27 protein-coding genes are annotated in these 23,936 nt (G+C 62.5%); 17 read left to right on the top strand and 10 right to left on the bottom strand.

Features of this window, described 5'->3' with window-relative positions; genetic code table 11:
* Positions 1-74 precede the first annotated feature (74 nt).
* Complete coding sequence (locus BLV07_RS00875; RefSeq protein WP_349524035.1) at positions 75-545, top strand: response regulator; 471 nt, start codon at positions 75-77, stop codon at positions 543-545.
* A gap of 11 nt (positions 546-556) precedes the next feature.
* Here BLV07_RS00875 and BLV07_RS00870 read toward each other — a convergent pair whose 3' ends face one another.
* Genes BLV07_RS00870 through BLV07_RS47295 form a run of 3 tightly spaced genes read right to left on the bottom strand, consistent with a single transcriptional unit; the run spans position 557 to position 2,259 of the window.
* Positions 557-1,141 (bottom strand): invasion associated locus B family protein, encoded by a 585-nt coding sequence (locus BLV07_RS00870; RefSeq protein WP_091878437.1) that lies wholly within the window; start codon positions 1,139-1,141, stop codon positions 557-559.
* 24 nt (positions 1,142-1,165) lie between these two features.
* Entirely contained in the window at positions 1,166-2,041 is an 876-nt protein-coding gene (locus tag BLV07_RS00865; RefSeq protein ID WP_502689882.1) for an alpha/beta hydrolase family protein, read from the bottom strand.
* A 20-nt stretch (positions 2,042-2,061) separates the two neighbouring features.
* The gene (locus BLV07_RS47295) at positions 2,062-2,259 is read right to left on the bottom strand and encodes a hypothetical protein (protein ID WP_176945264.1); all 198 of its coding nucleotides are present in this window, start codon (positions 2,257-2,259) and stop codon (positions 2,062-2,064) included.
* Between the two features lie 123 nt (positions 2,260-2,382).
* Here BLV07_RS47295 and BLV07_RS47290 point away from each other — a divergent pair, with 123 nt between their 5' ends.
* From BLV07_RS47290 to BLV07_RS00855, 3 genes are all read left to right on the top strand, one after another.
* Positions 2,383-2,556 carry a hypothetical protein gene (locus tag BLV07_RS47290; protein WP_210187772.1) on the top strand — a complete coding sequence of 58 codons (174 nt, stop codon included), beginning with the start codon at positions 2,383-2,385 and terminating at the stop codon, positions 2,554-2,556.
* Positions 2,553-4,256 (top strand): SulP family inorganic anion transporter, encoded by a 1,704-nt coding sequence (locus tag BLV07_RS00860; RefSeq protein ID WP_091878435.1) that lies wholly within the window; start codon positions 2,553-2,555, stop codon positions 4,254-4,256. The genes BLV07_RS47290 and BLV07_RS00860 overlap by 4 nt, the downstream gene beginning before the upstream one ends.
* Before the next feature lie 321 nt (positions 4,257-4,577).
* Positions 4,578-5,012, top strand: a complete 435-nt coding sequence (locus tag BLV07_RS00855) for a hypothetical protein (protein ID WP_091880218.1) — start codon at positions 4,578-4,580, stop codon at positions 5,010-5,012.
* 43 nt (positions 5,013-5,055) lie between these two features.
* On the opposite strand, the gene ppk2 is transcribed toward BLV07_RS00855, so the two are convergent.
* Both ppk2 and BLV07_RS00845 read right to left on the bottom strand, forming a co-directional pair.
* Positions 5,056-5,856: a polyphosphate kinase 2 gene (gene ppk2, locus BLV07_RS00850; protein ID WP_091878432.1), complete on the bottom strand. Its 801-nt coding sequence runs from the start codon at positions 5,854-5,856 to the stop codon at positions 5,056-5,058.
* 21 nt (positions 5,857-5,877) lie between these two features.
* Positions 5,878-6,330, bottom strand: coding sequence for a hypothetical protein (locus BLV07_RS00845; RefSeq protein WP_091878430.1), 453 nt, complete (start codon positions 6,328-6,330; stop codon positions 5,878-5,880).
* A gap of 162 nt (positions 6,331-6,492) precedes the next feature.
* Here BLV07_RS00845 and BLV07_RS00840 point away from each other — a divergent pair, with 162 nt between their 5' ends.
* The 9 genes from BLV07_RS00840 (at position 6,493) to BLV07_RS00800 (ending at position 14,929) form a co-directional block, all read left to right on the top strand.
* Positions 6,493-6,918 carry a hypothetical protein gene (locus BLV07_RS00840; RefSeq protein WP_091880215.1) on the top strand — a complete coding sequence of 142 codons (426 nt, stop codon included), beginning with the start codon at positions 6,493-6,495 and terminating at the stop codon, positions 6,916-6,918.
* On the top strand, positions 6,911-8,143 hold the full coding sequence (locus tag BLV07_RS00835; protein ID WP_091878428.1) for an HlyD family secretion protein: 1,233 nt from the start codon (positions 6,911-6,913) through the stop codon (positions 8,141-8,143). The genes BLV07_RS00840 and BLV07_RS00835 overlap by 8 nt, the downstream gene beginning before the upstream one ends.
* Positions 8,144-8,180: 37 nt before the next feature.
* Positions 8,181-8,579: a hypothetical protein gene (locus BLV07_RS00830; RefSeq protein ID WP_244550928.1), complete on the top strand. Its 399-nt coding sequence runs from the start codon at positions 8,181-8,183 to the stop codon at positions 8,577-8,579.
* An 84-nt stretch (positions 8,580-8,663) separates the two neighbouring features.
* Entirely contained in the window at positions 8,664-9,449 is a 786-nt protein-coding gene (locus tag BLV07_RS00825; protein WP_091878424.1) for a DUF2092 domain-containing protein, read from the top strand.
* Between the two features lie 2 nt (positions 9,450-9,451).
* Complete coding sequence (locus tag BLV07_RS00820) at positions 9,452-9,730, top strand: hypothetical protein (RefSeq protein WP_474220333.1); 279 nt, start codon at positions 9,452-9,454, stop codon at positions 9,728-9,730.
* A gap of 83 nt (positions 9,731-9,813) precedes the next feature.
* Positions 9,814-11,706 (top strand): ATP-binding protein, encoded by a 1,893-nt coding sequence (locus BLV07_RS00815; RefSeq protein WP_091878420.1) that lies wholly within the window; start codon positions 9,814-9,816, stop codon positions 11,704-11,706.
* A gap of 187 nt (positions 11,707-11,893) precedes the next feature.
* Positions 11,894-13,567, top strand: a complete 1,674-nt coding sequence (locus BLV07_RS00810; RefSeq protein WP_091878418.1) for a DUF3300 domain-containing protein — start codon at positions 11,894-11,896, stop codon at positions 13,565-13,567.
* Complete coding sequence (locus tag BLV07_RS00805) at positions 13,564-14,481, top strand: DUF2950 domain-containing protein (protein ID WP_091878416.1); 918 nt, start codon at positions 13,564-13,566, stop codon at positions 14,479-14,481. The genes BLV07_RS00810 and BLV07_RS00805 overlap by 4 nt, the downstream gene beginning before the upstream one ends.
* Positions 14,465-14,929 (top strand): hypothetical protein, encoded by a 465-nt coding sequence (locus BLV07_RS00800; RefSeq protein ID WP_091878414.1) that lies wholly within the window; start codon positions 14,465-14,467, stop codon positions 14,927-14,929. The genes BLV07_RS00805 and BLV07_RS00800 overlap by 17 nt, the downstream gene beginning before the upstream one ends.
* A gap of 3 nt (positions 14,930-14,932) precedes the next feature.
* Here BLV07_RS00800 and BLV07_RS00795 read toward each other — a convergent pair whose 3' ends face one another.
* Entirely contained in the window at positions 14,933-15,469 is a 537-nt protein-coding gene (locus BLV07_RS00795) for a GNAT family N-acetyltransferase (RefSeq protein WP_091880212.1), read from the bottom strand.
* Between the two features lie 161 nt (positions 15,470-15,630).
* Here BLV07_RS00795 and BLV07_RS00790 point away from each other — a divergent pair, with 161 nt between their 5' ends.
* Genes BLV07_RS00790 through fabI form a run of 4 tightly spaced genes read left to right on the top strand, consistent with a single transcriptional unit; the run spans position 15,631 to position 20,856 of the window.
* Entirely contained in the window at positions 15,631-17,859 is a 2,229-nt protein-coding gene (locus BLV07_RS00790; RefSeq protein ID WP_091878412.1) for a DUF3141 domain-containing protein, read from the top strand.
* 29 nt (positions 17,860-17,888) lie between these two features.
* Entirely contained in the window at positions 17,889-18,851 is a 963-nt protein-coding gene (locus tag BLV07_RS00785; protein WP_091878409.1) for a phosphate acetyltransferase, read from the top strand.
* Positions 18,852-18,856: 5 nt separating this feature from the next.
* Positions 18,857-20,071, top strand: a complete 1,215-nt coding sequence (locus BLV07_RS00780) for an acetate/propionate family kinase (RefSeq protein WP_091878407.1) — start codon at positions 18,857-18,859, stop codon at positions 20,069-20,071.
* On the top strand, positions 20,068-20,856 hold the full coding sequence (gene fabI / locus BLV07_RS00775; RefSeq protein WP_091878405.1) for an enoyl-ACP reductase FabI: 789 nt from the start codon (positions 20,068-20,070) through the stop codon (positions 20,854-20,856). Before BLV07_RS00780 ends, fabI begins: the two co-directional genes overlap by 4 nt.
* Before the next feature lie 167 nt (positions 20,857-21,023).
* Here the strand turns inward: fabI and BLV07_RS00770 are convergent, their stop codons facing one another.
* The 4 genes from BLV07_RS00770 to BLV07_RS00755 all read right to left on the bottom strand — a co-directional run bounded on the left by BLV07_RS00770 (position 21,024) and on the right by BLV07_RS00755 (position 23,933).
* Complete coding sequence (locus tag BLV07_RS00770) at positions 21,024-21,482, bottom strand: MaoC family dehydratase (RefSeq protein ID WP_091878402.1); 459 nt, start codon at positions 21,480-21,482, stop codon at positions 21,024-21,026.
* Positions 21,483-21,494: 12 nt separating this feature from the next.
* Complete coding sequence (locus BLV07_RS00765; RefSeq protein ID WP_091878400.1) at positions 21,495-22,145, bottom strand: 3-oxoacid CoA-transferase subunit B; 651 nt, start codon at positions 22,143-22,145, stop codon at positions 21,495-21,497.
* A 4-nt stretch (positions 22,146-22,149) separates the two neighbouring features.
* Entirely contained in the window at positions 22,150-22,797 is a 648-nt protein-coding gene (locus tag BLV07_RS00760; protein ID WP_091878398.1) for a CoA transferase subunit A, read from the bottom strand.
* Positions 22,798-23,060: 263 nt separating this feature from the next.
* Entirely contained in the window at positions 23,061-23,933 is an 873-nt protein-coding gene (locus tag BLV07_RS00755; protein ID WP_091878396.1) for an alpha/beta fold hydrolase, read from the bottom strand.
* Positions 23,934-23,936 lie beyond the last annotated feature (3 nt).

The raw sequence follows: 23,936 nt of genomic DNA, 5'->3' as shown, positions 1-23,936 counted from the left end.
CAGCGGTACGGTTCTCCCCGCTGTGACTGCCCCAAAGGACAATGCTGAGGCGTGTTGACAGTGCACGGCGAGCCGTGCGCTATAGTGCATTAGATGTCCGCTCGGAAATGCGGAGCAATCGTATCCAGTATCCCACCATCGTAGCAGTTCGTCATCTCCCGGAAAGGCAGATCGCCTTGCCCCTACGCGAGTCCGTTTTCGTCGTCGATGACGATCCGTCCATGCGTGCCAGCATGGACAGACTTCTGCGAGGGTACGGTTTCGACACCACGCTGTTCGACACTGCGAGTGCCTTGCTCGATCATGGCAAGTTCTACACCGCGATTTGCATCATCCTCGACATCAATCTTGGCGCAAAGTCCGGCATCGAGGTACGGCGAAGACTGGCTGAGAACGGCGTCATGGCGCCCGTGATCTATGTAACCGGTAATGATTGCCCCGCGAACCGTACCGCGGCGATCGCGTCGGGCTGCATCGCTTATCTGACAAAGCCATTTTCCGCAGAATCGCTGATCGAATCGGTAACGCGCGCCACTGTCGCATAGGCCGCGAGCGCTCACTCCTCGACATACTGCTCCAGCGTCTTCGCCGGCGCACCGTTGCGCACGGACGCGAACTGAGCCAGCGGAACCGAGGTCGTGAGGGCCAGGAGATTCGAATCGACGAGCTCGAGCGTCAGCGCCTTGCCTGATGCCATCTCCTTGAGGGTCTTTGGCGCCGCCACGTCGGCTGCGATGCAGAGGTTGGTGACACACCAGGTATAGGGCACGCGGAAGGGAGTGCCGTGGTCGACCGTCAATTTGGGGGCTTGTTGCAGGTACATGCCGACAGGCACGAACAATTGCAGCCGGGCTGTGGAAGCGTCCTCGCGCTCGATCAGGTCGATGCGCACGGCCGTCTGACCGGTCGGGAATTTGCCTGTTATCGAAGTCCGGCACAGCATCGGCGCACCGCCGGCCTTGAAGCAGAGTTTCTGCCAAGCGCCATAGCTGATATCCTTTGCTTCGCGCTGGCCGCGCGTTGCGACCTCGGCGGGCTTGTCGGCTTGCGCGGCCTTCGGCGCGGCGACGCCTGAGCCTGTGGCTGTTCCGACGGCTGCAACCATCAAAAGGCCAGAGAGACAATCAAGAGGGCGAGGCATCGTCGCGTCTCCGGGATATGGCAATCACTTCTGCGCATCCAAGAACCTCGTCACCAGCGGCGACCAGAGCGGGATCGCGTCCGGCGAGCCGATGAAGAAATGACCTTCATTGCCGAACGGCGGCATCAGATGATATTCGGCGCGGCCGCCGGCGGTGGTGAAGGCGGCATGCATGCGCTTGGACAGATCGGGTCCGAAGAACGTGTCGTTCTCGATGTAGATCCACAGCATCGGCACGCGCGAGGTGCGGCCGAAATCCGCGGTGGCCTCGACCAGCTTGTCGGGTGCGCAATTGTTGTTGGGCTTGCCGCCGACCCGGCCGCCGCGGCCTGCGGCGAAGGTGATGATCGCTTTCACCTGCGGCGAGTTCACGCTCGACAAGGCGATCGAAGCCCAGCCGCCGGCGGACTGCCCGACCACGATCACGTCCTTCGGGATGATCCGCTTCTCGACGGCGAGGTAGTCGATGATCCAGAGATCGACCTGGGCGACAGCAAGGCCCGCATCATGAAAGTTGGGATTGGTGCACTTACCGACTTTGGAGAAGAACGGGCCAAACAGTGCGCGCTCGGGAATGTCGATCGCCTGTGCGCCATAACCGCTGCCGACCGGCGCCACCACGAGATAGCCGCGCCTGGCGAACCATTTGGCGGCATCACGGAATTCCACCAATGGAAAGAAGCTGCGATCAGTCGGGTTGAGCGAGACGCCATGGTTCATGATCACCAGCGGGAAGGGGCCGTCGCCGACCGGGCGCACCAGATAGGCGAACATCGGCAGCGGCAGCGGGAGTGCCCAGACTTCTTCCTGGATGCGGACCTCGTCCTCGGCGCGCACGGGCGATGCGACGACGAGAAGGACGAGGAGGGTGGTCGCAAGAGCCTGGAGCAATGCAGGCATGCGATGCATCGCGACCTCCCTCATCCCGAAAACGTTGCGGCCACCACGATCGGACCGAGCACCGTCAGCACGACGTTGCCGACCGCGTAGGGCACGGCGACGCCGAGCACCAGGCGGTGATGCCGATCGAGAAGCCGCGAGCCCTGATGCAGCCGAGGATGGTGCCGATCGCAATCGCCAGCAGCAGGAAGATTTCCGGTGCGGCGGTGATGATCCACCTGACGGTTTCCATGGTCGCGTTCCCCCGGCGCGTTGGTGCGATTTGATTGGCGGTGCGGGGACATTGCTTGATCCAGATCAAGGCTCGGCAGAGACGAGGCGATGCCCTATGACCTCATGAAATGTTTGCGACAGCCGCGATGTTCGTCAAGGTCGAGGGCGAGAACATCTTCGCGGTCGCATCCGGGGGCGCGCCGCTGGGGATGTTGCGCCGCTCGCGCTGGGGCCTGCCGGTGGTCGCGCTGTTGATTGTGCTGCCGCGCTGCGAAGCGTCTCGTTCGGAGGAGGGTCGATGAACACACCGTCCGATCCGACGTGGATGCGGTTCTTTCCGCCGGCCGGCTGGCTTGGCGCTTACAAGCGCGAATGGCTGCCATCCGACGCGATCGCCGGCATCACGCTCGCCGCTTATGCCATCCCGGTCTCGCTCGCCTATGCCGCGCTCGCCGGCTTGCCGCCGCAAGTCGGCGTCTATGGCTACATGCTCGGCGGCATCGGCTACGCCTTGTTGGGGTCATCGCGGCAGCTTGCGATCGGCCCGACCTCGGCGATTTCCCTGATGATCGCCGGCACCGTCGGCGCGCTGGCCGGCGGCGATGCACTGCGTTATGCCCAGATCGCGAGCCTCGCAGCCTTTGCGGTGGCCGTGTTGTGCTTCATCGCCTGGCTGTTCAAGCTCAGTGTGCTGGTCCGCCTCGTCAGCGACAGCATTCTGGTCGGCTTCAAGGCCGGCGCCGGGCTCACCATCATCATGAGCCAATTGCCGAGCCTCCTCGGTGTTGCCGGTGGCGGCCATAATTTCTTCGATCGCGCCATCAAGCTGGTCGGTCAGCTGGGCAGCATCGATCCGCTTGTGCTCGCGATCGGCGCCGTCGCGCTGTTATTGCTCCTGCTTGGCGAGCGGCTTTTGCCGGGCAAGCCCGTCGGCATCACCATCGTTGCGCTCGCGATCATTCTGGCAACACTTCTGGGCCTCCCGGCCCTCGGTGTGCCCGTCACCGGGAAGATACCGGAAGGACTGCCGGCGCTGGGGATCCCGACATTCGGCCTGCTGGAGTTCGACGATCTGTTTCCGCTCGCGGCGGGTTGCGTGCTGCTGGCCTATATCGAAGGCGTATCGGCGGCCCGCAGCTTTGCTGCCAAGCACGGCTACCCGCTCGATGTCCGTCAGGAGTTCCTGGGATTGGGCGCGGCGAACCTCGCCGCTGCCTTAGGCCATGTCTATCCCGTCGCCGGCGGCCTGTCGCAATCGGCCGTCAACGACAGTGCCGGCGCGCGGACACCGCTGGCGCTGGTGATCTGCTCGGTGGCGCTCGGGCTGTGCCTATTGTTCTTCACGGGGCTGCTGACCAATCTCCCCAAGGCGGTGCTCGGGGCGATCGTCTTCGCCGCCGTCTACAGGCTGGTCGACGTTCGTGCACTGCTACGAATGTGGCAGGTCAGTCGGATCGATTTCTACGCCGCGGCGATTGCCCTGATCTCCGTGCTGCTGCTCGGCATCCTCCAGGGCATTCTGCTGGCATCGATCGCGTCGATCTTCCTGCTGCTGGCGCGGGCATCGCGGCCAAACGTCGCATTCCTCGGCCGCTTGCCCGGCAGCGGCCGTTACTCGGACAGTGCGAGGCATGAGGGCGTCGAGCCGCTGATTGGAATCATCGCCTTCCGGCCCGAAGCGTCACTGCTCTACATCAATGCCGAGACGATCCTGGAAACCGTTCTGATCGCCCTCCGGGGGTCGCCGGGCGTCCGGCTGGTAGCCTGCGACTTATCGGCGTCGCCCTATATCGATCTGGCAGGCGCGCGCATGCTGCACGATCTCCACGACGAACTTGCGTCACGCAGGGTGACCTTCTGCATCGTCGGCGCGCATGCGCAGCTCCGCGACCTCTTGCGCGCCGAAGGACTCGCGGCCAAGACCGACAGCGGCCAGTGGCTGCGGTCGCTCGATAGCCTGCTGAGCGATGATCAGGCGAGCACTGCGCAACGAACGGTCTGACGCCTTCCTATTGCGTTGCGAACGGCATGGCATTGCCGATCAGAATGGACACGACCGTTGACTTGGATCAATGGAGCGACCGGCGCCGCACTCACGATCCCGCATCACCTTCGCCCTCAAGGATCGGGACAGACAGATGTCCAAAGAGCCCAAGGCCGCGCACTGCTCTTGGCGCAGCTCACCGGTCCGCTCGCCCTGAAGATCCTTATCGTTGGTTTCATTGCCTGCACCATCCCGTCGTTCATCGTCTGGGCGATCGGATTCCACGTCTTCAAGATCAATGATCCTGGCGCAATGACCAGAAGAGGGGAAGGAAACATCATGAGGAAAGTTACTATCGGCGCCGTCCTGATTGCATCGATCGCAGCCGCTACCGGTGTCAGCACGCCGTCGCGTGCTGACACCGGCCAGGTTGCCGTCGTGTTCACCAAGGGCGGATTTATCGTCGGTGTCGGGGGCGGCGAAGGCGTCCTGCTATACCGGGGCAAGAAATATCCCTTCACTGTGTCCGGCATGAGCGTCGGCTTGACGGTCGGAGCGTCGACCACGAAGTTCGTCGGCCGAGCCCTCAATCTGAAGGGGCCGGCGTCCATCGAAGGCTCTTATGCCGTGGGGGGAGCGGGTGGGGCAGTCGCCGCAGGCGCTGGTGGCGTTCAGTTGCAGAACAGCAATGGCGTGATCCTCCAGCTCAGCGGCCCGCGGGTCGGCGCGGAAGTATCGGCGGCCGTCGGCGGCGTCACAATCCGCTTGAAGTGATCCGAACACGCAACGGGCTGCGCCACCGCAGCCCGTTCGCGTTTCAATATCGCTCGGCGACGAAATTCATTCCCTTTAGGCTGGCTTGGTCGTTGTAGCGTCCCTTCTCGGAGCGCTTCGGCAGCTTGATCGTGTCCTTCTTGATGCGCTTGTAGGGGATCGCGCCGAGGAGATGCGAGATGCAGTTCAGCCGTGCCTTTCGCTTGTCATCGGAGCGGATGATGTACCACGGCGCTTCCTTGGTGCTGGTCTGCTTGAGCATCAGATCGCGAGCTCGCGAATAGTCGTACCAGCGCCGGTAGGACTCCAGATCCATCGGGCTCAGCTTCCATTGCCGCACGGGATCATCGATGCGCGCATGGAAGCGGCGTTCCTGCTCGTCCATGCCCACTTCGAGCCAGATCTTGATCAAGATGATGCCGCCATCGATGACGTATCTCTCCATCTGCGGGCACAGCGTGAGGAAGCGCTCGTGCTCGGCGGGGGTGCAGAAGCCCATGACGTATTCCACGCCGGCGCGATTGTACCAGCTTCGGTCGAAGATCACGATCTCACCGCCGGCCGGAAATCTCTCCATGTAGCGCTGGAAGAAGAGCTGCGTCTTCTCACGGTCGGATGGCGCGGGCAGGGCAACGACGCGGAACACGCGCGGGCTGACCTTCTCGGTGATGGCCTTGATCGTTCCACCCTTGCCGGCGGCGTCCCGGCCTTCGAACAGGACGATGACCCGCAGCTTGTTCTCCCGCACATAATCCTGAAGGTGGCACAGCTCGACCTGGAGCTTTTCAAGCTCCTTCTCGTAGTCCTTACGCTTCATCCGCTCCGCAGATACGTCCTTGGCCATGCCGATCCTTCCTGTTGCTCGTCAATCGTCCCAGGAAATGGTCACGCCGATATCGCCGGGCACACCGCCAGGGAACTCGATGATCTGATAGGAAATGCGATAGCCGCGTGGTTTCAGGTAGTCGGTCCAGAGCTGGAAGATCTCCTTGGGAATGCCGGTTAGGGTGTTCTCCCAGCCCTTTTCCATCTGATTGATAGCGCGGCCTTTGTCGGTGCAGAGGGAGTTGGGAAAACGATACACCAGCACTTCCGTCAGGCCGTTTCGCACCGCACGCTGGATGATGGTCGAGGCGAGCTTGATCTTCTCCTCCTCGGTCTTGCCGGAAGGTTTGCTCAAGCGCTCGATCAGCGCGCGCTTCTCGGCCTCGGCAGCGGCTGCGAGGCGGACATATTCGTCAGCCTTCTCAGCCTCCTTGAGGGCGGCTTCCTTTCGAATCTGGGCGGCGTTGGGGATGAGATCGTCGAGGCCGGGCATGGCTGCGGCTCCTGATGGTTATCAAATCAGCATCCGAGGAACGCTAAGCCCGGCGGAGGGCGTTCCCTTGATTCAAATCAAGCAAACCGGAAGCCTGTCTGAGCAGAGTGGCACACATGCGCATTTGACTGGGAGAGACGTTTGAGCGACCAGCTTCATCCGATGGCCCCGCACCATCTGCCATTCTATCTCGCGCCGGGCAGCGGGACCGATACGCTGATGGTGGTGATGGGCATATTTCTGATCGGGACTGTGCTCTGGGTCGGCACGCTCTATTGGAAGCTGCACAGCCTGCCGGAGCGGATGGCGCACAAATCGCAAAAATTGCAGTTCGAGTTCGTTGCGGTGCTCGGTCTGATCTCGCTATTTACGCACATGCATATCTTCTGGATTGCGGGGCTCCTGCTGGCTTTGATCGATCTCCCCGATTTCGGCACACCGCTGCGCAGCATTGCCGGGTCGGTCGAGAAGATTGCAGAGGCGACGCCGGCCGGCAATGGCGAGGAAATCCCGACAGACGCTGCGGCTACGCCGCCTCCAGCGGAAAAGCCCGGGTCTGCCAAGGAGAAGGAGCCCAGCCATGCTTGAGCTGCTGATCTGCTCCCTTGTCACGATCCTGCCGGACTACCTCTACCGTCGCTACGCCCAGGGCAAGCGCTTTGGCAAGGAGATCACCTTCTTCTCGATCTGGTACGAGCTGCGCTGGGGCATCACCGCCTGCCTGATGCTGACGGTGTCGCTGATCACGATGATCTTCTATTTCCATCCGTCTACGTCGTCGGCGACGCTCTATTTCCGTACCGTGCCGATCCTGCCCGAAGGCTCGGGCCGCGTGGCTGAGGTCAAGGTCGGCTTCACTGCTCCGGTGAAGAAGGGCGATGTGCTGTTCACGCTGGACGCCTCGAAGCAGCGGGCCGCCTACGAGACGGCGAAGCGAAAGGTCGCGGAGGTCGACGCCGCCATGCAGACGGCGCAGGCCGACGTGGTCAAGGCCGAGGCGCAGATCGGGGAAGCGAAAGCCAACTACCAGCAGGCCAAGGACGAACTCGAGGTCAAGAGCGAACTCCAGCGTCGCAATCCCGGCATCGTCCCGCAACGTGATATCGACAAGCTCCAGGTCCTGGTTGACCAGCGCCAGTCCGGCATCGATGCGGCGACGGCCGCGAAGCAATCGGCATCCTTGCAGGTCTCCATCCTGCTGCCGGCACAGAAGGCCAGTGCGGAGGCCGCGCTCGACCAGGCCCAGGTCGATCTCGACAAGACCCTCGTGCGCGCCGGCGTCGACGGGCGCGTCGAGCAGTTCCTGGTTCGCCCCGGCGACGTTGTCAATCAGCTGATGCGCCCCGCAGGCGTTCTCGTTCCCGAAGGTGCTGGCCGCAAGGCGCTTCAGGCCGGTTTCGGCCAGATCGAGGCGCAGGTGATGAAGGAAGGCATGGTGGCGGAAGCGACCTGCATCTCGAAGCCATGGGTGATCATCCCGATGGTGATCACCACGGTGCAGGACTACATCGCTGCCGGACAGTTCCGATCCGGCGAGCAGCTGATCGATCCACAGAACGCCGTCCGTCCCGGCACCATCCTGGTATTTCTGGAGCCGCTTTACAAAGGCGGCCTGGATGGGGTCACACCCGGCAGCAGCTGCATCGTCAATGCCTACACCAGCAATCACGAGGAAATCTCGGCCAAGGACACTCCGACCAGCCGGAAGATCGCGCTGCACGTCGTGGACGGCGTCGGCCTCGTACACGCGCTGCTGCTGCGTATCCAGGCGCTGTTGCTGCCGATCCAGACACTTGTGCTGAGCGGTCATTGAACGGCCTAGGAAGGAAGACGATATGTGTTCACGGAAGGTGGTCGCGCTCGGCACGGCGTTGCTGGTCCCGCTGCTTGTCATGGGTGGCCGTGCCGTTGCTCTCGACCTCAACGGTGCATGGGTGACCGATTCCGACAATTGCCCCAAGGTGTTCGCGCGCAAGGGGATGCAGCTCGGCTTCACCGACATGTCCGATGTTTATGGCGGCGGCTTCATTGTCGATGGCGAACAGATCATCGGCAAGTTCGCCCGCTGCCGGATCAAGGCGCGGAAGGACGACGGCCCGACCGTCAACCTGGTTGCGGCCTGCGCGACCGACATGATGCTCTCCAGCGTTCAATTCAGCCTGAAAGAGCTGGATGCAAACAGCCTCGTCCGGCTGTTCCCAGGCATGGAGGACATGGAGATTCGCTATCACCGTTGCCCGGCGCCCTAGCGACAAGTTATGCCAGCTTTGAATCAAGTCAAACAAGCGGACCGCCAGCGCATTTCAATGTCCTTCATTCTAGGAGGACTCGCAATGAAACCAATAACAGGCTTTGGAAGGACATTGTTCGCTACCGGCGCAGCGTTGCTGCTTGCTGCGACCTCGCCGGCACGTGCGGATGACCCGGCCAAGATCCTCAAGTCGATGACGGACTATCTCGGCAGCCAGACGACACTGTCCGCCTCATTCGACAGCGATATCGAGATCATCACCCCCGAGCTCCAGAAGATCCAGTTCGCAAGCTCCGGCCAGTTCAAGCTGGGGCGGCCCGACAAGCTGCGCGTCAGGCGCACCGGCGGCTATGCCGATGTCGAGCTGGTCTATGACGGAAAGACCGTCTCGCTCTACGGCAACGATGCCAAATCCTACATGCAGGCCGAGATGGCAGGCACGGTGGATCAGATGATCACTGAGATGCAGACCCATTCCGGACTCGGCATGCCCGGTACCGATTTGCTGCTCACCAACGCATTCGAGGAGCTGATGGCCACGGCCGCCGACGGCAAGCATGTCGGGCAGGGCGTGATCGACGGCGTCGAATGCGAGCATCTCGCATTTCGCACGGCCGACACGGACTGGCAGATCTGGATCGAAACGGGTGCAAAGCCGGTGCCGCGCAAATACGTGATCACCAGCAAAACGGTCACGGGCGCACCGCAATACACGTTGCGGACCAGAGACTGGAAGATCGACGCCTTTGCCGAGGATACGTTTGTATTCAAGGCGCCAGCCGGCACCACCAAGGTCGACATCAACTCGGTCGCGATGGCGGATTTCGACGAACTTCCTCCGGGCACACCGACAGGAGCCAAGAAATGATCATGCTGCGGAAAACCTTGATCGGCGCGGCTGCAATGGTCGCTTTTGCCGCCGGACTGTCCTGGAGCGATGCGCCGCGTATCGACGAGAGCGGCTTTCTTTCGGAGGCGCAGGCGAGGGTGGGACGCCCCCTCACGCCCATGAGCTATGCCGGCGTCGCGCGTCGAACGACGCGCCGGGCGGTTGCGGTTGGCGCCGCGGCGGGAGCCGCCGGGGCCTATTATGCGCCCTCCTGCGCGCAGGTCGTGGACGCTTATGGGCGGGTCGTCACGCGGTGCTGAGGCCCGCCTCGGGGCTGTCCGTGCGGTGCAATCCCCGCTAAAATTGCCTGGAAAGCAGCTGCCGGAAGCTGCGAGGGTGTAGCATGAGCGGGGGCGCGTCCATTAACGGGGTGAGGCCGCGGCTCGTGGCCGCGTTACTCTGTCTCGGCCTGCTCGTTGCCGAGTGCCTGTCGCCCGAGCGGGCCGGGGCCGTCGAGCGAAGTCTGCGCGGCGAGCTCAAGCGCGTGCTGGTGTTGCATTCCTTCGGTCGCGAGTTTCGGCCGTGGAGTGAGTATGCGCGTGACATCAAGGCCGAACTGGAGCGGCAATCGCCCTGGCCGCTCGATATCCAGGAGCACGCGCTGCTCACCGCGCGCTTCAACAATCCTGGTCCCGAGGCGCCTTTCGTCGAGTATCTGCACTCGCTGTACCAGGGCGCGATGCCCGACATCGTGTTGAGCATCGGCGCGCCTGCCGCGCGGTTTGCGCAGAAATACCGCGCCAGACTGTTCCCCCACACGCCGTTGATTCTCTCTGCAGTCGAGCATCGACTGATCAATCGCGCCGATCTCGGCGACAACGATGTCGTCGTGGCGATCCGGAACGATTTCGTGGCGGCCTTCGACAACATCCTTCAGGTTCTGCCGGACACCAGGTCGGTTGCGGTCGTCATCGGTGCCTCGCCGCTCGAGAAGTTTTGGCTAGAGGAGGTGAAGCGGGAGCTGAAATCTTTCGGCGAGCGGGTAGAGCTCGTCTGGTATTCGGATTTGTCGTTCGAGGAAATACTGAAACGCGCATCAAAACTCCCGCCGCACACTGTGCTGTTTTGGGGCCTGATGTCGGTCGATGCGGCTGGGGTCGTCCACGAGAGCGACATCGCCTTGCGCAGCCTGCACGCAGTCGCGAATGCTCCGATCTTCTCCTACCAGGAGCCGTTCTTCGGTAACAGCACGGTCGGTGGGCCGATGCATTTGATTGCGGACACGAGTTCGAGGACCGTCACCGCCGCGCTCGGCGTTCTCGGCGGCGCGAAACCGGCGAGCATCCATTATGAGCCGATCGGCTTCGCTGCGCCGAGATATGATTGGCGGGAATTGCAGCGCTGGGGCATCAGCGAGAGTCGTTTGCCTCCCGGCAGCGAGATCCTGTTTCGCGAGCCGAACATCTGGGTGCGCTATCGTTGGCAGATGTTGATGATCGCGGCGGTATTTCTGGTACAGGCAGGTCTCATCAGCGGGTTGCTGCACGAGCGTCGCCGCCGCCGCGTCGCCGAAGTGGAATCGCGCCAGCGGCTCACAGAGCTGGCCCACGTCAATCGCTATTCGACTGTCGGCGAGCTCACGACCTCGATTGCCCATGAATTGAACCAGCCGCTCGGCTCCATCCTGACTAATGCCGAGACGGCTGAGCTGATGCTCAAGGCCAGTTCGCCGGACATCAACGAGATTCGTCAGATTCTTGCCGACATCAGACGTGACGATCAACGTGCAAGCGAGGTGATCCGCAGGCTGCGCAGCGTTCTGAGAAAGACGCCGTTTGAGGTCAAGGACATCGAGCTCAACGATACGGTCCGCGAAGCGATCGGCCTTGTGAAGGCCGTCGCCGACGGACGCCGGATCACGCTGATCTACATGCCTGTGCTGGCCGATCTGCGCGTCAAGGGCGATCCGGTCCAGCTTCAGCAGATCATCCTCAACCTGATCATCAATGCGATGGATGCGATCTCCGATGCGGACACCGGAAAGCGCGAGGTCAGCGTTTCAACCCTCCGTGCCGGCAATCAGGCCGAGATCAGGATCGCCGATACCGGACCCGGAATAGCGGCCTCAGATCTCGCAAACGTCTTCGATCCGTTCTTCACGACCAAGCCGCAAGGCATGGGCATGGGACTCGCGATCGCCAGAACCATCATCGAGGCCCATCACGGCGCAATTGTCGCGGCGAACCAGCTCGCTGGCGGAGCCCTGTTCACGATCCGGCTTCCGATCGCCCGCTGACAGGCGGTACTTTGATGATCATGCCTCTGGATCGGTGGGGGAAAGTCGTCCTGGCCTAAAATCTGGGCGGATGATCGTGCGTCCTCGCGCTGCAGCAGCCGCGACGAATTCGTTTCGTTGATCTCGATCAACAAACGCCTGCGCTCCGGCCTGATCTTCCCACATTGGAAGTCTGAGGGAGGATGTGATGTTTCGCTGTGGCAAGACCCTGATGGCGCTTGCGCTCGTAATGGCGACTTCGGTCGCTGCAACGGCGCAGACCACAACGACACCTGCAGCCCCAAATCCGCAGGCGCAATCAGCGAGCCCGCCTGCGGCGACTGCCGAGCTCTTGAAGCCCGAGCAACTTGAGGCCCTCGTCGCGCCGATCGCGCTCTATCCCGACGAGCTGCTGGCCAACGTGCTGGCGGCCTCAACTTATCCGCTGGAGGTGGTGCAAGCCGACCGCTGGCTGAAGGGGCGCAAGCAGCTCAAGGGTGATGCGCTCAAGACGGAGGTCGACAAGCAGAGCTGGGACGACAGCGTCAAGGCGCTGGCCAGCACTGCCGACGTGTTGACTATGATGAGCGACCAGCTCGACTGGACCAAGAAACTCGGCGACGCCTTTCTCGCGCAGCAACCCGATGTGATGGACGCGATCCAGCGTCTGCGCACCAAGGCCTATGACAACAAGAAGCTGGTCACGACCAAGCAGCAGAAGGTCAGTGTCCAGTCCCAGGAAGGCAAGCAGGTTGTCGTGATCCAGCAGGCCGATCCTTCAGCGATGTACGTGCCGTATTACGATCCGGCGACGGTCTACGGCAGCTGGCCCTATGCCGAGTATCCGCCGTACTATTGGGGCTATCCGTCCTATATCGGCGCCGGCATGGTTGCGGCCGGAATCGCCTTCGGCACCGCTTGGGCGATCGGACGCTGGGGCAATTACTGGGGCGGCGGCTGCAACTGGGGCAACCGCAATGTCTACGTCAACCATCGCACCACCAACATCGGCAATGGCTGGCAGCACAATCCGGCGCATCGCCAGGGCGTTCGCTACAACAACACCAACGTTCAGCAGCGCTTCGGCAACAACAATCTGAAGGCCGGCGTGTCGGACCGGATGGATTTCCGCGGTCGTGACGGAAATCAGGTCTTGCGACCCAATCAAGGTGCGGGAGATCGGGCGGGCGACCGTGCCGGTGATCGTGGGGGTCCGGGTGATCGCGCAGGTGACCGTGCGGGCAACCGCGGCGATCGGCCCGGCGGTGGCGATCGCGCTGGGGCCGCGGATCGTGCCAAGGGCGGCGGCGACCGGGCCAAGGGCGCAAACAAGGGCGGCGGAGATCGCGCCAAGGCTGCCAATCGAGCCGGCGGCGGTGCTGCCGCCAATCGTGGCGGTAGCGGCAACCGCGGCGGGGCAATGAACGTTTCCTCCGGCCGATCGGCGGCCGCGGCATCGGCGCGCGGGCGTTCGAGTATGGCAAGCATGCCGCGCGGTGGCGGCGGCGGTGGCTTTGCCGGGCGGGGCGGTGGTGGCGGAATGGCCATGCATGGTGGCGGCGGTTTCCGTGGTGGCGGCGGAGGAGGCGGCTTCCGCGGCGGTGGCGGCGGCCGGCGCTCCGATATCGCGCTGAAGCACGACGTTGTGCTGCTCGGTCAGCTCTCAAACGGCCTCGGCTACTATCGCTTCAGCTACATCGGCAGCGACAAGGCCTATGTCGGCGTGATGGCGCAGGAAGTCGAGCAGGTGATGCCTGCCGCCGTGACCCGTGGCAGCGATGGATATCTGCGTGTCCATTACGAAAAACTCGGGCTGACATTCCGCAGCTATGCTGAATGGCTCGCCGGCGGCGCGAAGATTCCTGCGGAGGTGACGCCATGACGGGCCTGAAATCGTTCCGCCGCGCGGTGTTGCCGGGCATCATGGCGCTGGCGCTTCTTGGCTCTGCGTCACAGGCACAGCAATCCTACAAGACGCCGGAGGACGCGGCGGCTGCGCTTGCGGCCGCAGTCAAGAGCGGACCAAGCGACATTCTGAAGGTGCTTGGGCGCGCTGCCGAAGATATCGTCTCGTCCGGCGACGAGATCGCTGACAACGACATCCGCCAGCGCTTCTCGTCGATGTATGACGCCAAGCACGGCATCAAGGCCGAGGGCAACAAGACTGCGACCCTGATGCTGGGGCCGGACGATTTCCCGTTCCCGATTCCGCTGGTCAACACCAAGAGCGGTTGGGAGTTCGACACCGACGAGGGACGGATCGAGGTGCTGCGCCGTCGCATCGGCCGCAACGAGCTCGACGCAATCCAGACCGCGCTCGCCTTTGTCGACGCGCAGAACGAATATGCCGACAAGGACCGCGGCGAAGGCGCCGGCGTCTATGCGCAGCGCATCGTTTCATCGCCCGGCAAGAAGGACGGCCTGTTCTGGCGCGACGACAGCGACCCGAGCCCGCTCGGCGCGCTGGCGGCCGAAGCCTCGAAGGAGGGCTATCGCGCGGGCGATGTCGGACCTGCGCCCTATCATGGCTACTACTTCCGCATCCTCAAAGGCCAGGGGCGGGACGCACCCGGCGGCGCGCTCAACTACGTCGTCAAGGGCAAGATGATCGGCGGCTTCGCCTTGATCGCCTGGCCGGCGGAGTACGGCAATTCGGGCGTGATGACGTTTCTGGTCAACCATGCCGGCACCGTTTACCAGAAGGATATCGGCAAGCGCACGGCCTTCATCGCCGAGCGGATCACGCTATTCGATCCCGACGAGACCTGGAAGAAGGTCGATGCCCAAAAACCGTGAACGGCGCGCGCACCGGCGCGCATTTCGCCTGATCGCGCTCCTGCTGCTGGCACTCGGGCTGACCATGCCGGCGACGCCATCTTTTGCGCAAGCGGCCGGTCACGTCAGTGCCAAGATCGTCAAGGCCGGTCTCCTCGTCGGCGGTGGCGCCGGCAACGGCGTGCTGACGTACCGCGGTAAGACCTATCCGTTCAAGATCAGCGGCCTGAGTTTCGGCATCACGGTCGGCGCCACGGTCGGCCGTCTCGACGGCTGGGCCTCGGGCATCCGCGAGATCAGTGACTTCGCTGGGACCTACAGCTCCGTCGGTGGCGGTTTTGCGCTGGTCGGCGGCGTCAGCGGCGTTCACCTTCGCAACGAAAAGGGCGTGACGATGGTGCTGCAGGGCCCGAAGGCGGGACTCGAGCTGGCGGCCAATATCAGTCAGATCACGATCGCCTTGAGATGAAGCTCAAGCCGGGCGCGCGGATCCAAGAGTGAGAGTCAGGCGTACTGTCCTCGGATCATCGCTTCTCGCAGGCTTGAAGCCTGACTTCGCGAACACGCCGCGCATGGGCGCGTTGTCGGACAGAACCTCGGCCGTAAGCTCTTGCATCCCATGCTCTTGCGCGATGTCGATGAGGTGCCGCAGCAGCAGGGAGCCGATCCCGCGGCCTTGCCAGGCATCCACCACTACGAAGGCCATCTCGGCCCGTCCGGGATCTGTGACGATATATCGCCCGCCGCCGATGATGGTGAGACGACCCTGTTCTTCGACGAGGGCGGCCAGCGCAACGTGATTGCTGAAATCCACGTCCATGAAGAAGGCGCGTTCCTTCTCCGAGAAGTATCGCTTCATGACGAAGAACCGGCTCTGGAGCGAGCTCGGCCCGGTGCGCTCGATGGCAGCGAGCATATCCGCCTCGTCGCTCGCTCGAAGCGCGCGGATCTGGACCGGAGTTCCGTCCTTCAGTACAGCTTGCGCGCTGTAACTTGCGATTTGTGACATGCCGATGTCGTCCGGCGAAATCAGCTCGTCAAGTGAGCCGTGTCTCATGAACTCGATTGCAGGATAAGAGTCCTTCGAGCGTGCAGATCATCTTGACCTAGATCAACGTTCGTCCTTGCCCGGCGCCGTCAATTGTCGAACCCGACAAAGAGGTCGAAAACATGTCAATAGACAAGGTGCAAATTCCGGGCGGTCCAATGTCGGGGCCGTTCGCCTCGGCGATCGAATATTTGGTCGATGCGGGACAACGCACTGTCCTGTTCCTGGATATCATGCGCCGGCGCGGTGATCAGTACAGGGAACACCTCGCGCAAACGGCGCCGCATGTTCTCCAATATGCGGCCGAACTGATCATGGACGGCCGCAAACTCGTCGAGCCGGTCAATTACGTGCTGGTGCGCATCGTTCCGCCGGACAATGTCGAGATCGACATGAACCGTCGGCCTTTCATTGTGGTCGATCCGCGCGCGGGCCACGGCCCCGGCATCGGCGGCTTCAAGGCGGACAGCGAGATCGGCGTGGCAATGAAAGCAGGCCATCCCTGCTATTTCATCGGATTTCTGCCGGATCCGATGCCCGGTCAGACCATTGAGCGTATCGCGCGTGCAGAAGCCATATTCATCGAAAAGGTCATGAGCCTTCACCCGGATGCCGACGGCAAGCCCTGTGTGATCGGCAATTGCCAGGCCGGATGGGCCGTCATGATCCTGGCCTCGCTGCGTCCAGAACTGTTCGGGCCGCTGATCATCGCCGGTGCGCCGCTCAGCTATTGGGCCGGCGTGCGCGGAAAATATCCAATGCGCTACTCCGGAGGCCTCTTGGGCGGGAGTTGGCTCACGGCGCTCACCAGCGATCTCGGCGCCGGCAAATTCGACGGCGCCTGGCTAGTGCAGAATTTTGAGAGCCAGAACCCGTCAAACACGCTGTGGACCAAGCAGTACAACGTCTATTCGAAGGTCGACACCGAGGCAGAGCGTTATCTCGAATTCGAGCGTTGGTGGGGCGGCCACGTCAATCTGAACGCCGCGGAGATCCAGTTCATCGTCGACGAGCTGTTCGTCGGCAACAATCTTGCGGCAGGCAACATCGAATTGTCCGACGGCCGCAAGGTCGATCTCCGCAACATCAGGTCGCCGATCGTGGTGTTCTGCTCGGAGGGCGACAACATCACGCCACCGCAACAGGCACTGCATTGGATCCTGGATTGCTACGCCGACGTCGACGAGATCAGGGCCTATGGGCAGACCATCGTCTACACCGTGCACAAGAGCATCGGTCATCTCGGTATTTTCGTCTCCGGTGGCGTTGCCAAGAAGGAACATGCCGAGTTTTCCAGCAACATCGACCTGATCGACGTTCTTCCACCCGGGCTCTATGAAGCCACCTTCGAGGCGAAAGGCGAGGACACCGCGAGTTCGGATCTGGTGGTCGGCCAGTGGGTAATGCGCTGCGAGGCGCGGACCCTCGATGATATCCGCGCCATGGGGGGCAACTCGCCCGAGGACGAGCGGCGCTTTGCCACGGCCAAACGCGTCTCGGAGATCAATCTGGCGGCGTACCAGAAATTTCTTCAGCCATGGATCAAGGCCATGGTGACGCCCCAGATGGCCGAATGGGCCCACAACATGCACCCGCTGCGGCTGCAATACGAGCTCTTCAGCAACCGGAATCCCTATATGGCGATGGTGAAATCGTTGGCCGAGAAGGCCGTCGAGGAGCGCAAGCCGGTCGCGAGGGACAATCCATTCCTGGCGTTCCAGGAGCAGATGTCGAAGCAGATCGTGCATGCCCTGGACAGCTGGCGCGATTCACAGGAGGCGCTCAGCGAAGCGATCTTCCTCAGCGTCTACGGGTCGCCGGCGCTGCAGGCCGCAGTCGGAATTGATCCCACTTCCGTGCCATCCCGGCGGCGTGAAATGTCCGTCGAGCATCGCGCCATGCTCGAAAAGCGCATCGACAATCTGAAGTCGCGGATCGGCGAGGGCGGCCTTCGTGAAGCGGCGCTGCGCGCCTTGCTCTATGTCGGCTCGGCGCGGGGGATGGTCGACGAACGAAGTATCGAGGCTTTGCGCCAGATTCGCCGCAAACATGGTGGCGCACGCATGAGCCTTGCCGAATTCAAAATGCTGGTGCGGGAGCAGTTCTTCATGCTGCTGCTCGATCGTGACGGGGCGCTCGGCGCTATTCCGAAGCTGCTGCCTGACGACATGAATCGTCGCCGCGGGGCTTTCGAGGCGATCGAGCAGGTGCTTTCGGCCAGTGAGGATGTCACGGGCGAGCGCGCAATCCGCCTGCGGCAGGTCGCCGGCCTGTTTGGCATCGACACAATGGAAGATGCCGACAAGGCGTCGAACGTTGCCCCTTTCGATCCGAAAGCGAGGGCCTCGTAGCGCGAGTTGCAACGATCGGGAGCGACATCATGCCACTAGATGCGACGGCCACGCACTCTCCCAGCAAGTATGATCGCCTGATCGCCGCGGCCAAGGCGATCCCGCCGGCGCCGACCGTCGTCGTGCATCCCTGCGACGAGACATCGATGCGGGGCGCGGTCGACAGCGCGGCGGCCGGCATCATCCGGCCCCTGCTGGTCGGGCCGGAACGGAAGATCAGGGATACGGCCGCCAGGTTCGCACTGGACATTTCCGGCTATGAAATCGTCGATGCCGCTCACAGCGACGATGCCGCGGCGAAGGGCGTCGAATTGATCCACGCCGCCCGCGGCGAACTGCTGATGAAGGGCAGCCTGCACACCGATGAGTTAATGCGGGCCGTCACCGCGAAGGCCGGAGGCTTGCGGACGGATCGGCGTATAAGCCACGTTTTCGTCATGGACGTGCCGGCCTATGCCGAGACCATCTTTGTCACTGACGCCGCCATCAACATCTTTCCCGATCTGGATGCCAAGCGGGACATCATCCAGAATGCGATCGACCTCTACAACCAGGCCGGCTTCGGCCAGTCGCCGCGGGTCGCCATCCTCTCTGCGGTCGAAACAGTCACATCGAAAATCCCATCCACGATCGAGGCCGCGGCGCTCTGCAAGATGGCGGACCGCGGACAGATCACCGGCGGCGTGCTCGACGGGCCGCTGGCGTTCGACAATGCGATCGACCTGGAGTCCGCGCGGATCAAGGGCATCAAATCCGAGGTCGCCGGCCGGGCACAGATCCTGGTCGTGCCTGACCTTGAATCGGGCAACATGCTCGCTAAGAATCTCGCCTATTTCGCCAAGGCCGACGGCGCCGGCATTGTGCTCGGCGCGCGCGTGCCGGTTGTCCTGACCTCGCGTGCGGACAGTCCGCGGGCGCGGATGGCGTCCTGTGCGGTCGCGGCACTTTATGCTCACGCCCGGCGCCAGAAGGCGCCGACCATTGCGGCGTGACCGCCATGGACAGCATCCTCGTCGTCAACGCCGGCTCCTCGAGCGTCAAGTTCCAGGTCTTCGTGATCGAGGGGGAAGGCACGCTTCGCCGGTTGATCAAGGGGCAGGTGGACGGCATCGGCAGCCGCCCGCGCCTGCGGGCGAGCGGCGCGGGCAGCGATCCCATGGCCGACCGGGCCTATCCGATCGAGGCCATTCCGGACGTTCCGGCGGCGATGAACCTGGCAGGCGAATGGCTGCGGAACGAAGTTCGTATCCATCCCATGGCGGTCGGGCATCGCGTAGTGCACGGTGGACCGGACTATGAGCGGCCGGTTCTGGTCGATCATGGCGTGGTGGCGCGACTGGAGCGCTTCGTCGCCCTGGCGCCGCTGCACCAGCCATACAATCTGGCGCCGATCCGCTCGATCCTGGACAATTTCCCGACCGTGCCGCAGGTCGCCTGCTTCGATACCGCGTTTCACCGCACGCACGGCCCGCTGGCCGATCATTACGCCATTCCGCACCAGCTCCACGCCGAAGGCGTGCGGCGCTATGGCTTCCACGGGCTTTCCTATGAATACATATCCAGAACGCTACCCCAGACTGCACCGGAGATCGCAGAACGGCGCGTGATCGTCGCCCATCTCGGCAGCGGCGCATCGATGTGCGCCATAAAGGGCGGACAAAGCGTCGAGAGCACCATGGGATTCACCGCGCTTGACGGGCTGCCGATGGGCACGCGCCCCGGCCAGCTCGATCCGGGCGTCGTGCTGTATCTAATGTCCGAGAAGGGCATGACAGCCTCGAAGGTGCAGGATTTCCTCTATCGCGATTGCGGATTGAAAGGTCTGTCCGGCGTCAGCAACGACATGCGCGAGCTGGAGGCAAGCACCGATCCGCAAGCGAAGCTGGCAGTCGATTATTTCGTCTATCGCATTGGCCTCAACGCCGGGATGCTCGCCGCTGCGCTGCAAGGTGTTGACGCGTTCGTCTTTACCGCCGGCATCGGAGAGAACTCGAGCGGCATTCGGGCCCGCGTTGCGGCACACCTCGGCTGGCTTGGCGCCACGCTTGATGCAGCCGCGAATGCCCGCCACGCACGGCTGATATCGACGAAGAACAGTCGCATACCGGTCTACGTCATCCCGACCGACGAGGAGCTGATGATCGCGCGGCATACGTTGTCGCTGCTGATGAACGGCCAATCGCCCAACCCCAGACATGAGAGGGTGTCATGATTCCAGTATATCCGGACAGCAAAGTCGCCCTGAAGGGGAAGAAAGGCCTCGTCGTCGGCATCGCCAACGACCAGTCGATCGCCTGGGGCTGCGCCAAGGCGTTTCGCGCACTCGGCGCCGATCTCGCCGTCACTTATCTGAACGACCGCGCCAAGAAGCACGTCGAGCCGCTCGCGCAGGCACTGGGGACGCCGATCTTCCTGCCGCTCGACGTCATGGTTGAAGGCCAGACTGAAGCGGTGTTCGAGCGGATCAAATCGGAGTGGGGGCAGCTCGATTTCCTGCTTCATTCCATCGCCTTCTCGCCGAAGGAGGCGCTGCACGGCCGCGTCGTTGATGTCGGCCGTGATGGCTTCCTGAAGACCATGGACGTCTCCTGCTGGTCATTCCTGCGAATGGCACATCTTGCCGAACCCTTGATGAAGAACGGCGGCACGATGTTCACCATGACCTATTACGGCAGCCAGATGGTGGTGGAGAACTACAACATCATGGGCGTCGCGAAGGCAGCCCTCGAAGCCTCTGTCCGTTACGCTGCCGCCGAATTAGGCCCGAAAGGCATCCGGGTCCACGCGATCTCGCCAGGACCGCTCGCCACGCGCGCAGCGTCAGGCATTCCCGAATTCGACGAGCTGATGGACAAAGCGCAGTCGAAAGCTCCCTCGCGCAGCCTCGTCAGCATCGATGATGTCGGCAATGCCACAGCGTTCCTGGCGCTCGACGGCGCCAAGCTGATCACCGGTGGTGTGCTTTACATCGACGGCGGCTATCACATCATCGATTGATCGCGCCGCCGCGTTGCCAAGCCGGGCATGGCAGTCTGAGCCATGGGCTGACGATGGCATATTGCCACTGTGTTGCCCGACGGGTCAACTTCTTTCGTAAAATAAGAAATCGTAATGCCGTCAACCTCATGGCTACTGTGCATGGGGTTGTTTTTCGACTTTTTTATTCAGCGATAGTGCAGCGCGATCAACTCGGCGACGCAAGCAGGCTTCTTGCCGCCCTCGATCTCGATCACGAGGTGATAGTTGACGCGCAGCCCGTCCGGCGGCACGTCCTCGGCTTCGGCAATCGTGACGCGGCCGCGCAGTTTCGAGGCCGCCGGCACCGGCGCAAGATACCTGATCCGGTCGGCGCCGTAGTTGAGCGTGTTGCGCAGGCCCGTCAGGCCGATGACCGAACGGATGAAGAGTGGGGCCAGTGCCAGTGACAGCAGGCCGTGGGCGATGGTCTTGCCGCCGGGCATCTCTTGCTTCGCGCGCTCCTGGTCGACATGGATCCATTGCTCGTCGCAGGTCGCCTCGGCGAATTGGTTGATGCGGTCCTGCGTGATCTCGATCCAGTCGCTGGCACCGATCTCGGAGCCGACGGCAGATTTGATCTCGTCGAAGTCGCTGAATATCCGCATGAGTTAACCTGCTCAGAGTCTCATTTCCGGAACACTGTCGGGGATGGCGAGCTCGGCCTCCGTTAGCGCCAAGACCTCGCCGACGCTCATGCCGGGCGCGGTTTCGAGCAACGTGGCCTTGCCATCGGGGAAACCAATCACGGCCATGTCGGTCACGACCAAACTCACAGGACGCGCCGAGGTCAGCGGCAAGGAGCATTTTGCCACGATCTTGGACTTGCCCTTCGCCGCGTGCTGCATGGCGACGATCACGCGTTTGGCGCCGCTGACGAGGTCCATTGCGCCACCCATGCCTGGCACCATCTTGCCAGGGATCATCCAATTGGCCAGATGGCCTTGTGCATCGACCTGAAGGCCACCGAGCACGGTGACATCGACGTGGCCGCCGCGGATCAATCCGAACGACATTGCGCTATCGAAGGTGGAGGCGCCCGGCAGCGCACTGATCGGGCGCCCGCCGGCATCGGTCAGTGTTGGATGGGCCATGCCCTGCTCTGGAATCGGCCCGGTGCCGATCAATCCATTCTCCGACTGGAAGAAGACTTTCAGATCGGACGGCACGTAGTTCGCGACCAGCGTCGGAATGCCGATACCGAGATTGACGAGATTGCCGCTCCTCAACTCCTTGGCGACGCGCCGGGCGATGATGATCTGGGGATCCATGATGTCACCCGTTGGTGATGAGATAGTCGACGAGCGGTGCGGGGGTGACGACGTGATCGGGCGCAATCACGCCAACGGGCACAATGTGCTCGGCCGTCACGATGACGGTGTCCGCCGCCATCGCCATGACCGGGTTGAAATTGCGCGAAGTGAGCGCGTAGGCGAGGTTGCCGAGATAATCGGCGAGGAAGGCGTGCACCAATGCGAATTGCGCCCGCAGCGCCGTTTCCAGCAGGAATGGCTTGCCGTCGACTTCGATCTGACGCTTGCCTTCGGCAACCAGCGTTCCGACGCCCGTGGGCGTCAGCACGCCGCCGAGGCCGCATCCGCCGGCCCGGATGCGTTCGACGAACGTGCCTTGCGGAACGAGATCGACGGCGATCTGGTTGGCCAGCATTTGCTGCTGCGCCTTCGGATTGAGGCCGATATGCGTTGCCGTCAGCTTTGATACCAACGCCTGATCGAACAGCTTGCCGACGCCCTTGCCGGGCGTCGCCGCGTCGTTCGAGATCAAAGTCAGGCCTGCCTTCTTCTGGCGAACGACTTCGTCGAGCAGCCGCTCCGGAGTCCCGACTCCCATGAATCCGCCAATCATGACGCTGGCGCCCGCCGGGATCATCGCAACGGCTTCTTCGACGGAAACGGCCTTCATGATTGAAACTCCCGGTCGGCCGACGATGGGTAGAAGGGCGGCAATGCGCGGATGTTGGAGCTCGACGATTGCTCTCCCTTGATCTGCATCAAGGCTTCCAATCATTCGATTCGGGGTGCGTGGATGCCGATGCTTCCGAGTATTTCGTGCCAAAGCTTGCGAACGCCGGCGTGACGCTGTTCGAGGGCCGCACTCACCGCATTTCGATGCGGCGCCAGGTCCGCACCCGCTCCGCCAGCCGATAAGTAGCGAAATTGTGCTTGTTAACCACGCACATCATCGCGATCAATCTGCCCCAATATTACGCGAGCCAGTTCCGACGGATTCTCAACAGCTGAGAAGTGGCCGGTATTCTTGAGCGCCACCATCTGCGCAGCAGGGATCAGCGACCGCGTGCGTTCGCGCTCATTCGGCCGAGACCAGTCGCTGTCGCCATAAATGAGCGTCACCGGAGCCGAGATCTGCCGATAGTAGTCGCGGGCCTTGCTCCAGGATCGCCAACCAGCCAGCACCTTGCGTGCGATCCGCTTGTATCCCGGACGGTGGGCGACTTCGTCGAACTCGGCGAGCAGATCGGCCGGCAGCCTGCGGGGATCGTGATATCCCCCGCCCATGATCTTGCCGAGGATCATCTTGTTTTCGAGCGACGCATTCACCGCGCCGAGCACCGGGATCTGCAAACTTCCGATGATGAAATTCGCGAGCCAGTTGCCGCGTCGAATCCCGTCCCCGTAGCGGGTCTCGTAGTCGTAAGGGTTGATCGCATAGACCCGCTTCACGCGCTGTGGAAGCGACGCCGCCACCGTGAGGGCCAGTGCCCCGCCGATCGACTCGCCCACGATCGTGACGTTCGAGAGATCGAGCTCGCCGATGAAGCCAATGACAGCCCGCCTGAAGTAGGGTTCGTCAAAGCTCGCAGTTGAATCTATTGGTGAGTGTCCATGGCCTGGAAGGTCAATGGCGTACACCGTGTGCGATCCGGCGAGAAGGGGGGCAAGACTGCGGAAATATTCGAGCTGCGTCCGGATCGTATGTATGAGGAGCAGCGGAGGCCCGTTGCCGGTCTTTTGAAAACGTACGCTCAGCGTGTCGGATATCTTGAGCAGACTTGGCTTGATGTCACTCGGGCTAAGCATTCG

This window comes from Bradyrhizobium sp. Rc2d, assembly GCF_900099855.1.
In the GTDB taxonomy this organism is placed as follows: Bacteria; Pseudomonadota; Alphaproteobacteria; order Rhizobiales; family Xanthobacteraceae; genus Bradyrhizobium.
The sequence above is the reverse complement of the archived record's forward strand: the minus strand, read 5'-3'. Positions and strand labels throughout refer to the sequence as shown.